The following is a 10,228-nucleotide window of genomic DNA, read 5'->3' as shown; positions in this document are numbered from 1 at the left end:
CCGAGCTTGGGTAGTTTTAGGTGGTGATTGTCAATGACTTTAATGTTTTGATTAACTGCCTTAGTTGTGTAACTCTGGGCATTGTCTTTCTTACTTTTAAACCGTGGATGGCCGTTCTCGAGTTCCGGATCAAAGAAACGTTGAAAAGCATCGTGCAGATGATCATTCGTTGCTTGCAGAGCGGTTGAGTCAACGTCCTTTAACCACGGGTATTCTGCTTTTAAAGGCTTTAGCATTAAATTCATCGCATAATTGTTTTGATACTTAGCCTGATGATTATTTTTGTAGCGTGCATTTTGCATGGCTAACATTTGATTCCATACAAAACGCGTTGAACCAAATGTTTTGCTCATTTGGCTAATTTGTTTTTGATTGGGATATAGACGAACTTTAAAAGCTATCGAAGCCATTGATCTCACCACCTTTTTTTAGCATAGCACTTTATCTGATTAAAACAATATGTAGTTTATGTAGCGTGCAATGTACGCTGCAGCTATCCATCCCCCGACTAAAGTCAGGGGTATTTCGCCAAAAATATCAATAAAGCATCAGCTTGTGCCATAAAACCAATTTTAGCCAAGATTTGCCGATTCGGCATTAACTGTCCCAAAACTGTGACCGAGCCTTTTTTAGGTTTTAACATCCCCATAATGGCATTAATTAGTGTACTTTTACCCGCACCACTTGGTCCAATTAAACCTAAAATTTCACCAGCTGCAACTGAGACATTGATGTCACTAATGACAATCTTTTTCCCATAGCCCTGGTCTAAATCCTGAACTCGAATGGTTGTCTCCATCATTTTCACCTTCTACTTTTTACTAAATCTACACATCTACCGACAAATTAGCAAGCTAAAGCGCTCAACTGAATGAGTAATCACTCAGTTTGAATACGTTAACATTGTAACACTAAAATTTCACCAGATAAACTCAAACAGCCGCTGCTTTTAGCCCAACTTTTAACATAAAAATTCTTGAATTTAAACGAGGTTAATGCTATCATGAAAGCGTAATCATCTTATTTAATGATAACTTTTAGATGTTTAACATTTTACGTACTAGTCAACGCATAAAAAGTTCATTTTTGAGCTGGTTACCAAAATAAAAAATGCTCAGCCTGGCCTAACCGTCAACTGGCCGTTTGTATACTGGAGAGGGATAAATCATGCAATATATCGCAATGGATACCAAAGATATTCGGACCAATCTTGCTACAGAACAATACTTAATGAACAGTGGGAAAATGACCCCACCATTCATGCTCTTTTACATTGAAGAACCATGTATTATTGTCGGTCGTAACCAAAATACTATGGAAGAAATCGACCCTCAATACTGCCGTGACCATAATATCACCATTACTCGCCGGCTTTCTGGCGGTGGCGCAATGTATCAAGATTTAGGTAACATGTGCTTTAGTTTGGTTGTCCCTGCCAAAGATCAAAAATTTGGTGACTTTAAGACAATGGTTCAACCAGTCGTTGACGGCTTAAAGGAAATGGGCGCCACTGATATCGAAGTCACTGGTCGCAATGATATTGTCTTAAATGGTCGGAAATTCTCTGGTAATGCAATGTATACACGTGATGGCAAAACTTTCTCTCATGGTACTTGCATGTTTGACGTTGATACAGAAGTTGTTGCTAGCGCACTCCGCGTTCCTAAGGATAAGATTCAATCTAAGGGGATCAAGTCCGTTCGTTCCCGTGTGATCAATATCAAGCCATACCTAAATGAAGAATACCGGGAAATGGATACTTTCCAACTCCGCGACGAATTGATCAAAAAGATTTGGAAGACTGAAACTGTTGAAGAAGCAGCAGCTAAGTATGCTTACGTCTTGGATGATGAAGACAAGGCAGGTATCGCTAAATTGGAACAAGAAATCTACTATAATTGGGACTGGGTTTACGGCAAATCACCTGAATTTACGGTGCAACGCCGGAAACACTTTACAGGTGGGACCATCGATGCTCGCTTTAACATCGAAAATGGAACGATTGAAAACGTCGTGATCTACGGTGATTTCTTTGGACCAGAAAACGTGGATGAACTCCAAGATATTCTGAAAGATACTAAATATAATCAAGCAGATATTAAAGAAAAATTAGCTCAAATTGATTTATCCCGCTTCTTTGCTGGAATCCCACAAGAAGACGTTGTGCAATTATTAAGTACACAACAATAATTTAATAAACCTGCCCGGTAACTACCAAATTCTAGTTACTGAACTGAAAAACATTTATGGTCTCTTTATTTTAGACTTGAAAGTAAGGGGCAAAAAGAACCGAAAAACTAATAAAATCGCCCCTATAAAAGGAGCGATTTTTTCATGGAACAAAAAGTCTTACCGATCAAAGATTCCAATATTTTAGCGAAGGTCCAACAATGCTTACAAGAAAATTTTAAGGCGGGGGTCCGCAACTACACCATTTTTCAAGTCGGCAAGGCGACTTTATTGCGGGTCAGCGACATTCTCCGGCTCAAACGGACCGATGTCTTTGACGAATATGGCAACGTGCGGCAGAACACGTTTCTCCACGACCATAAGACAGGAAAAGCCAACCGGTTATATTTAAAGCCAGTTACGGGGGATCTGTTAGCCTATCAAAGCTGGCTTCGGCAAGAAAATTTAGTCTCACCTTGGCTTTTTCCGTCGATTCAACACCCAGAGAAACATATTACCGAAAAACAGTTTTATAAGATCATGGCCAAAGTTGGTGACCTCTTAGATTTAGACTATTTAGGGACCCATACCATGCGTAAAACGGACGCTTACCGGGTGTATATGCAGTCCAATTATAATATTGGATTGGTCATGCATCTCTTAAATCACAGCAGTGAAGCCATGACCTTGACTTATTTAGGCTTAGATCAAGCTAGCACCGAAGAAATGTTAGACAATATCGACTTTGGGTAAAATACTTGCTTTTTATGGTACCAACTGGTACCATAAAATTAGAGGTGATATTTATGACTAGCCAAGTACATTTTAGAATGGACGATAAAGAAAAGAAGGACTTTGAGATTGTCCTTAGTCGTGTGGGCTTAACTCCTGGAGAAGCATTCCGCATCTTTGCAAAAAAATCCATTGAAGCGGGAGGAATCCCATTTGAAGTATCTCAACCCACTCCACGTTTAGAAAAAGCAATGAAAAGCCAAGATTATGTTGAATTTAACGATCCTGAAGAAGGGTTGGATTGGTTAAATGACTGAATTTATCTATAAACCTGCCTTCGAACGCCAATTTAAAAAACACTATAAGACAATTTTAAAAGGTGGTCGCTATAAAAAAGAAGATTTTGAAGCTGTGTACCGTAAACTATTACAAGATAAACCGTTAGAACCACATTATAATGATCACCCTTTGGTTAATCGAAAGCCAGAGCGTGATTTACATATCAAACCAGACTGGTTATTGATTTACAAATATGACGGTGAATTCGTGCGTTTTATTGACACTGGTTCACATTCAGATCTTTTTAAATAAAAAAGCAGGGTCCATTTGTTATAAACGAGCCCTAAAAAAAAGAGTAACCTAAATTTGAAAATATATTTAGGTTACTCTTTTTTTGAGTTTCTGTATTTCTGCGAATCCTGCACGCGCACCTTAGTAATAGCTTCAATGTTTAAAGCAAACTTTTCCTTAAATATTTTTTTGAAATCAATAATTTTTTCAAGCGTTTGTTTACCGCTCTTAAAATCTCCAAAATACAGTTCCCACACTGCTAACCATAGTTGCTGCGAAATTCTAGTGTCCCAATCAAATAGCTTTTCATCTAAACTAATAAATTTTTCTCTCATAGCACAAGCCTTGATATATGCCTTACTGTTTAAGTAATTCTGAAAAACCACACCGTAATAGTTCACCAATTCGTCATTGATTTGAAATGGGTCACTATATTTAGTTAGATAGTGACTGCAATTCTGTTCCATGCGTTCTGTAATTGTTGAAATTTCAATTTTAAATTGCTCATGTGTTGCAATTACTGGGACTAACATACTAACGATCCTAATTTCCTGAACAGTCCAATTTTTTTCACTTATTAAATGATACACCAACATGTGAATGTTTTTGGATAAAGGAAACTTTCGATAGCCGTAAGTCGTTAACATTAACTCTGCAAAACCAGCTACGATTTGCACTTGCTCATTTTCGCTACTTTTATGTTGCTGTAACCAGTGAGCCAACGAACTAAAAGCATGTACACTATACAAATAACTAACCTCTGCTAGCATTTGATCTATTTTAGACGGTTCATAATTATTATTGATATATTGAAATTCTGTCGGAGAAATCGCAAGATTATCCAGAATTTTTAAGAACTTACCGGCTTGAATGTCGTTTGTACCATTCTCAAAACGATTAGCAAAGGAGCGTGAGATTATCCCACCATAAACTTGTTTTTGTGATAACCCTTTGATTAACCGTATTTTTCGTGTAGTTACACCAACTTTTACCATAATGTAACCCCCTTTTGTTGCATATTTGCAACACTATTATTGATATTATTCTTTATTTTACTGCTAAAGTAAACACAATCAAGTATAACAAGGGGGTTACACATTTTGGAAATTAGTTTACATGAATCAAACCAGCAAATTTTTAAAGATGTTTGTAGTAATTTTATTAGTTCTCTCAGCAGCAATATGTTTACTTATGGCTTAGGTTTGATGCTTTTAAACCAAACACATTCGGCTTTAAGTTTTGGAATCGAGTTGGCAATTGGCCCGCTAATCAGTTTAATTTTCATGATACCTATTGGCAACTTAGTGGATAAATACCCACACAAAAAAATTCTCCTTACCAGTCTGTTAGTTCGGGTTGTCTTTTTGCTTCTCTTAGCTGCTACACTGAACTACTTTGTCGGTATGCTTAAATTTATACCCGTGATCATTTTTGTCTCAGTAAATTCTATTGCAGTAATTTTTGCAACGACTGCATACTCTGCGTCCGTACATGAATTAGTTAACGAAAACAAGATTCATCAACTTAGTTCACTAACAAGTGCTACCAATTCTTTTGCTAATATTTTTGCACCTGTCTTAGGCGTAGGCGTCTATTCACTCTTAGGTTTTCAGTCCTTTATATGGATTGAAATAGGCACTTTGTTACTTTCTGCTGCAATCACTTTAACTATGAAGTTCCATTACCAAAATTCTCCCACTAGTAAAAATATTAGCCAGCAAAAATCACAACTTGCAAATTTCAAAAAAGGTTTAGACTACATTGCTCAACGTCCCTTAATAAAGAGTCTGATCACAATTGCAATGTTTTTAAATTTTATGTTTTCATCGATCAACATGGGGCTACCTTATATTATTAGTACTCAACTGCATTTAGGTAACTCTCCAATTGGTATTTTAGAGACTTTTAACGCAGTTGGCGGGCTGTTAGCAGGTCTATTAATGAACTTTGTCCCTGGTAATAAAGCAAAACGTAGTAGAATTATTGTTCCCTTGTTTCTTTTCGGTTTTTATTTCTTGTCTTTGGGAGCAATCTTCACCTTAACCACAGAGTTAAAATTAATTAATGTTTTAGGGTCAATCACCATGTTTATCGGTGGGTTAGGCATCTCGATTTTAAACATTACCATTCAAATCCATATTCAAAAAACGACTCCGACAGCTATTTTAGGCCGCGTTAGTTCCACTATGAACACTGCCAACACAATTGTTTTCCCAATCGGAACACTATTTTTTACTTTTATTTTTCAAAATATTAGTAATGGTGCGCTAACTTACTTAGTTTGTGGGATCGTCTGGCTTTTAGTGATCACATTAATGACTCCACATTTAAATAAGTCCATTAGTACTGACAAAAATTTGCAAAAAAGTCTTGAGTAATTTGCCGGATTTTAAAATAACTCCTGATAACTTCCAATAAGTCCGGGTTATGTAAATTAGGCCTAACCTGTTAAGTACTACAACTGGTGTGATAGAATAAAGGATGTACACATAACTTTGTTTGAGATGAGTGAGGTTGAAAAATATGACTAATAGTAAAGAAGCTCTCTGGACTGATATCCATCCAGAAGCTATTCCTGCAATTGCAGAAAAGAAATTAACCAAACAGTATTACGGCTTAGGCACAACGATTACTTTGACCACGTTCGGTGCCACCACAGAAAGTGATCTCGACGCAGCTAACGACCTGATTGCCCGCTTCGAAGACCTACTGACCGTGAACCGCCCGGAATCAGAAGTCATGGAAGTGAACCATGCAGCTGGTCATAGAGCAGTCCAGGTTTCAAATGGTGTCTATGCCTTAATCAAACGTGCAGTTGAGATCAGTCGGCTGCACTTAGGCTTTAATACAGCGATTGGGCCATTGGTCAAGCTGTGGAAAATCGGCTTCGATGGTGCTCAATTACCAACTCAAGCTCAAATTGATGAACGTTTGGCCATCGTTGACCCAGCTAACATCGAGCTCAATGACAAAGATCAGACCGTCTTTTTGAAAAAAGAAGGCATGGAAATTGATTTAGGCGGGATCGCCAAGGGTTACATCGCTGACCGGATCAAAGACCTCTGGGCCGCTCGCGGCATTAACAGCGGGATGATCGATCTCGGTGGTAATTTATTGCTAATCGGCGCACAACCCGTCCATCCTGATGGTCGCTGGCGTGTTGGTGTTCAAGCGCCCAAGGATCGCCGGGGCCAGGCTGTAGCCATCGTTAAAACCCAACCTTGCTCAATCGTTACCAGTGGGATTTATGAACGTCATTTGGACATTAACGGTAAAAGCTACCACCATATTCTCGACTCCAAGACCGGTTACCCGCGCAGCAATAATTTAGCCAGTGTCACCGTCTTTTCTAAGTACTCGATCGATGGCGAAATTCACACCACTGAATTGTTCTTTGCTGGCGAACCCGTTAAGAACTGGGGCTTAGATGATCCCGATCTTTACGGTGCAGTCTTTGTCACTAAAGACAACAAAATCATGTTAAGCGGTATTGACCAAAAAGATGTCACCGTGATCGCACCTGGCTTTGAAATCGTCTAACTAGGAATTCTTTATGCAAATTCGGACTAAGAAATTTTTAATGTGGCTTAGCATTTTCATTGTTAGCGTCATTTTAGATGTTGTCTTTCTGCCAGAATGGCGTAGTCTGTTGTACTTTATTTTGCGTTTGGTAGAAACAGTCGCCATTATCTGTTGTGTGACTTATTTTCCTAAAAAAAATTAATTTTAACCGCTAAAAAAACTGAACTTACAACTCACGCCAACCTTTTTGGTTTTAAAGGTTCTATAATATGTGGTACTGATAGATAAAAACTTCTATCAGTACCACTTGATAAAGAACCAAAAAAAGCCATTCACTAGCGACTCTTTAACAAACGCTAGTGAATGGCTTTTTAGCTGATTTAATTTACTTGTCCTTTTCAGTAATATCTTTACCGAAGTACTTCACAGACAGTTTTTTCAAGGTTCCATCTTTTCTAAGTGCCTGGATGGCCTTGTTAAATTGCTTTCTCGTCTGCGGGCTCTTTTTATTAAACATGGCTTTGATTTCGACTGGCTTTTCTTCATTTGAAACATCTTTAAACTTCAAGCCCTTGGTCGAGTTGTTCTTTTGGTATGAATACCAAGCTTCTGCGGAGTTCAACGTTCCATCGACTCGACCATTTCTGATCAAAGAAAGAGTTGCTGAAAAATCTCCCGAATCAACAGTATCTGCTTTATACTTCTTCGCGACACGTTCGTTATTGGTCCCAGTTCCTTCAGCGAACTTCTTGCCAGAAATATCTTTTAGACTTGAAAGTGAACTCTTATCAGGTGTGATCAAAGCAAAACGTGAATAAATATATGGTACAGAAAAATCATAGACTTTTTTACGTTCTGGAGTTTCCGAGATATTGTTGATCACAACGTCATATTTCTGTGAACCAAGTCCAGCAATCAATGAGTCCCATTTACCAGGCACAAATTTTGCTTTAAGGCCCATTTCCTTGGCGAGTGCTCGACCCATTTCTACTTCAAAGCCTGTTAATTTACCGTCCTTACGATAAGAATACGGTGCATAGGTTCCTTCTAATGCGATAGTCAGCTCACCCTTATTTTTCAGCTCGGACTTGAATGAACTTTCATTATTTGATGAACCTCCCTTACTGCCGCATGCAGCTAAAGTAAATGTCAAGGCAATAATTGCCAGCGAAAATAATACTCCTCGCAACTTCTTCATTTGAATACTTCTTCCCTTCCTATATAGTCTAATAGTTAATTATTAACAGTACCTTCATCAATATCCGTAAAAGTCATGGATGAAATAAAATCATGGATCCTAGTATTTTTTTGCTGCTCATTGAAGAAATCTTTTGTCGGACCATCAAAAATAATCCGTCCATCTTCCACAAATACGATTTTTGTCGCAATTTGCCGAGCAAAAAACAAATTATGCGTAACTATGATCAATGATTGTTTTTCATTGGCCAAATCTGCCAAAACTTTCAAAACCTCGCCTTCAAGCTCTGGATCCAGTGCCGAAGTCGGCTCATCCAATAAAATATATTCGGGGTGCATCGCTAAAGAACGTGCAATCGCAACCCGCTGCGCCTGTCCACCAGACAGTTGATCCGGGTAAAAGTCAGCTTTTTCTTTCAAACCAACTTTAGCTAATAACTCATAAGCTTCTTTTGTCGCTTCATTTTTATCTCGTTTTAAGACCTGAACTGGTCCTTCAATCACATTTTGCAAGACGGATTTATGCGGAAACAGGTTATAGTCTTGAAAAACCATACCTGTTTTTTTACGCACATCTAAAACTTGCTTGGCAGGGATCTTTTTTGAAAAATCGATCTGAAGATCAGCCAGTTGGTAGAGGCCGCTTTCAGGCCGCTCTAATAAATTCAGTGATCGTAATAAGGTTGATTTTCCTGAGCCAGAAGGACCAACAATGACTGTTGTTGCCCTTTCAGGCAGTTCCAAGTCGATATCTTGTAAAACATGGTTTGCTCCAAATGATTTATTAAGTCCTTGTAATTTCATTTGCTCACTACCCTTCCGTTTGATCTAAATGCTGATTGGTTTTCTTTTCAAGATAACCTTGTCCAAATGTCAAGATCGAACAAAAGACTGCATACACTACAGCAACCAACGTATACATGATCAACGGCTGATAATTTTGCGCAGCGATTTGTTGACTGACTTCAAACATTTCAACGATCGTGATCGACGCTGCTAGGGACGTATCTTTAACTAAACTGATAAAACTATTTGCCAACGGCGGCACCGAGATCCGGAAAGCTTGCGGCAAAACAATTCTCCGTAACGTCTGTCCCCGAGTCATCCCGATCGACGAAGCTGCTTCCCACTGACCATTCGGGACCGAAGAGATCGAGGCACGAATAGTCTCTGAAGCATATGCCCCAGTATTCAACGAAAAGGTAATGATCCCTGCGATAAATGGACTAAATTTGATCCCATTTTCAAGCACTCCGGGAATCCTTAAGTATGGCAATCCAAAATACACGATAAATAATTGCACTAATAAAGGTGTTGATCGAAACAGCCAAACATAAAAACGAAAGATGCCCTTAATGATTGAAAATGCACCGCCACGATGCGAAATTCTGACTAAGGCAGTTATCAATGCAAGAGCCAGACCGATCGCAAATGAGATCAATGCCAACGGAATCGTAAATTTGATTCCTGCTGCCAGTATCTGGGGAAGTGAACTCGTGATAATATCCCACATATTTAATTTCTCCTAACGTCTACAAATTTTATGGTAATTTCATAATAATCAGTCATCACTACTCTTCTAACTTTACAAGGGTCAAGTCATTAGCAACGGCTGCTGATTAAATAAATTCGGAGTTATCATTTCTTATGGCTCCATAACCAAAATAAACACTTACTATCTAATAGTATATCATTCAAATCAACTTGAACGAAATATCTGCTCCTTAAATTAAAAAAGACCTGAACTGTGAATTTGAGTGCGATAATCCCTTTATGGTTGTCAAATGAAATACAATAATTCATTTGATGATTATGGAGGGATTTTTATATGTCCAAATCTAAGTTCACGGCTCTTGAGAAGCTTAACCTACTTGAGAATTACCAGCAGTCAGGTCTTCCCAGAGCTACTTATGCAAGACAGCACAGAATCGATCAAGCTACAATTAAAAGATGGATGATACGTTATCGAAGAGATGGTCTTGAAGGCCTGGAAGAAGCCAAGAAGAATATTCACTACAGCAAAGAATTGAAGCAAACA

The 10,228-nt window shown here is 38.4% G+C and carries 12 protein-coding genes and 1 pseudogene; 7 read left to right on the top strand and 6 right to left on the bottom strand.

Annotated elements, in window-relative coordinates; all coding sequences use genetic code 11:
* Together LPAF129_RS10720 and LPAF129_RS10715 are read right to left on the bottom strand one after the other, a co-directional pair.
* The coding region (locus tag LPAF129_RS10720; RefSeq protein WP_244057059.1) for an RNA-guided endonuclease TnpB family protein at positions 1-410 on the bottom strand (410 nt) is incomplete at its 3' end.
* Between the two features lie 131 nt (positions 411-541).
* Positions 542-799: pseudogene (locus LPAF129_RS10715) on the bottom strand (ATP-binding cassette domain-containing protein); the annotation flags it as partial.
* 368 nt (positions 800-1,167) lie between these two features.
* Between LPAF129_RS10715 and lplA the strand changes: the two are divergent.
* The 4 genes from lplA to LPAF129_RS10695 all read left to right on the top strand — a co-directional run bounded on the left by lplA (position 1,168) and on the right by LPAF129_RS10695 (position 3,492).
* Positions 1,168-2,190: a lipoate--protein ligase gene (lplA, locus tag LPAF129_RS10710; RefSeq protein ID WP_244057055.1), complete on the top strand. Its 1,023-nt coding sequence runs from the start codon at positions 1,168-1,170 to the stop codon at positions 2,188-2,190.
* A gap of 144 nt (positions 2,191-2,334) precedes the next feature.
* Positions 2,335-2,922: a site-specific integrase gene (locus LPAF129_RS10705; RefSeq protein ID WP_244057052.1), complete on the top strand. Its 588-nt coding sequence runs from the start codon at positions 2,335-2,337 to the stop codon at positions 2,920-2,922.
* 53 nt (positions 2,923-2,975) lie between these two features.
* On the top strand, positions 2,976-3,218 hold the full coding sequence (locus LPAF129_RS10700; protein WP_265747621.1) for a type II toxin-antitoxin system RelB/DinJ family antitoxin: 243 nt from the start codon (positions 2,976-2,978) through the stop codon (positions 3,216-3,218).
* Positions 3,211-3,492, top strand: a complete 282-nt coding sequence (locus tag LPAF129_RS10695) for a type II toxin-antitoxin system YafQ family toxin (protein ID WP_244057046.1) — start codon at positions 3,211-3,213, stop codon at positions 3,490-3,492. The genes LPAF129_RS10700 and LPAF129_RS10695 overlap by 8 nt, the downstream gene beginning before the upstream one ends.
* Before the next feature lie 71 nt (positions 3,493-3,563).
* On the opposite strand, the gene LPAF129_RS10690 is transcribed toward LPAF129_RS10695, so the two are convergent.
* A complete protein-coding gene (locus LPAF129_RS10690) occupies positions 3,564-4,466 on the bottom strand; it encodes a helix-turn-helix domain-containing protein (RefSeq protein ID WP_244057043.1) in 903 nt (300 codons plus the stop codon).
* Positions 4,467-4,571: 105 nt separating this feature from the next.
* On the opposite strand from LPAF129_RS10690, the gene LPAF129_RS10685 reads away from it, so the two are divergent.
* On the top strand, positions 4,572-5,849 hold the full coding sequence (locus LPAF129_RS10685; protein WP_244057041.1) for an MFS transporter: 1,278 nt from the start codon (positions 4,572-4,574) through the stop codon (positions 5,847-5,849).
* Between the two features lie 145 nt (positions 5,850-5,994).
* On the top strand, positions 5,995-7,011 hold the full coding sequence (locus LPAF129_RS10680; protein WP_244057038.1) for an FAD:protein FMN transferase: 1,017 nt from the start codon (positions 5,995-5,997) through the stop codon (positions 7,009-7,011).
* A gap of 367 nt (positions 7,012-7,378) precedes the next feature.
* Here the strand turns inward: LPAF129_RS10680 and LPAF129_RS10675 are convergent, their stop codons facing one another.
* The 3 genes from LPAF129_RS10675 to LPAF129_RS10665 are packed head-to-tail and all read right to left on the bottom strand — an operon-like array spanning position 7,379 to position 9,703.
* Positions 7,379-8,191: a transporter substrate-binding domain-containing protein gene (locus LPAF129_RS10675; protein WP_244057035.1), complete on the bottom strand. Its 813-nt coding sequence runs from the start codon at positions 8,189-8,191 to the stop codon at positions 7,379-7,381.
* Between the two features lie 35 nt (positions 8,192-8,226).
* The gene (locus LPAF129_RS10670) at positions 8,227-8,994 is read right to left on the bottom strand and encodes an amino acid ABC transporter ATP-binding protein (RefSeq protein ID WP_244057034.1); all 768 of its coding nucleotides are present in this window, start codon (positions 8,992-8,994) and stop codon (positions 8,227-8,229) included.
* Positions 8,995-9,001: 7 nt separating this feature from the next.
* Complete coding sequence (locus tag LPAF129_RS10665) at positions 9,002-9,703, bottom strand: amino acid ABC transporter permease (protein WP_244057032.1); 702 nt, start codon at positions 9,701-9,703, stop codon at positions 9,002-9,004.
* Between the two features lie 315 nt (positions 9,704-10,018).
* Between LPAF129_RS10665 and LPAF129_RS10660 the strand changes: the two genes are divergently transcribed.
* A partial coding sequence (locus LPAF129_RS10660; RefSeq protein ID WP_244057030.1) for a helix-turn-helix domain-containing protein occupies positions 10,019-10,228 on the top strand: 210 nt, incomplete at its 3' end.

Origin of the sequence: Ligilactobacillus pabuli (genome assembly GCF_022836475.1) — a bacterium.
Classification (GTDB): domain Bacteria; phylum Bacillota; class Bacilli; order Lactobacillales; family Lactobacillaceae; genus Ligilactobacillus; species Ligilactobacillus pabuli.
Note: the sequence above shows the minus strand (reverse complement) of the source record. Positions and strands in the feature narration are given on the sequence as shown.

Bases quoted from the DNA above. Each gene is read 5' to 3' on its own strand.
- lplA (WP_244057055.1), top strand. From the start codon at position 1,168: ATGCAATATATCGCAATGGATACCAAAGATATTCGGACCAATCTTGCT.
- LPAF129_RS10690 (WP_244057043.1), bottom strand. From the start codon at position 4,466: ATGGTAAAAGTTGGTGTAACTACACGAAAAATACGGTTAATCAAAGGG.
- LPAF129_RS10680 (WP_244057038.1), top strand. From the start codon at position 5,995: ATGACTAATAGTAAAGAAGCTCTCTGGACTGATATCCATCCAGAAGCT.
- LPAF129_RS10695 (WP_244057046.1), top strand. From the start codon at position 3,211: ATGACTGAATTTATCTATAAACCTGCCTTCGAACGCCAATTTAAAAAA.
- LPAF129_RS10670 (WP_244057034.1), bottom strand. From the start codon at position 8,994: ATGAAATTACAAGGACTTAATAAATCATTTGGAGCAAACCATGTTTTA.
- LPAF129_RS10705 (WP_244057052.1), top strand. From the start codon at position 2,335: ATGGAACAAAAAGTCTTACCGATCAAAGATTCCAATATTTTAGCGAAG.
- LPAF129_RS10665 (WP_244057032.1), bottom strand. From the start codon at position 9,703: ATGTGGGATATTATCACGAGTTCACTTCCCCAGATACTGGCAGCAGGA.
- LPAF129_RS10675 (WP_244057035.1), bottom strand. From the start codon at position 8,191: ATGAAGAAGTTGCGAGGAGTATTATTTTCGCTGGCAATTATTGCCTTG.
- LPAF129_RS10700 (WP_265747621.1), top strand. From the start codon at position 2,976: ATGACTAGCCAAGTACATTTTAGAATGGACGATAAAGAAAAGAAGGAC.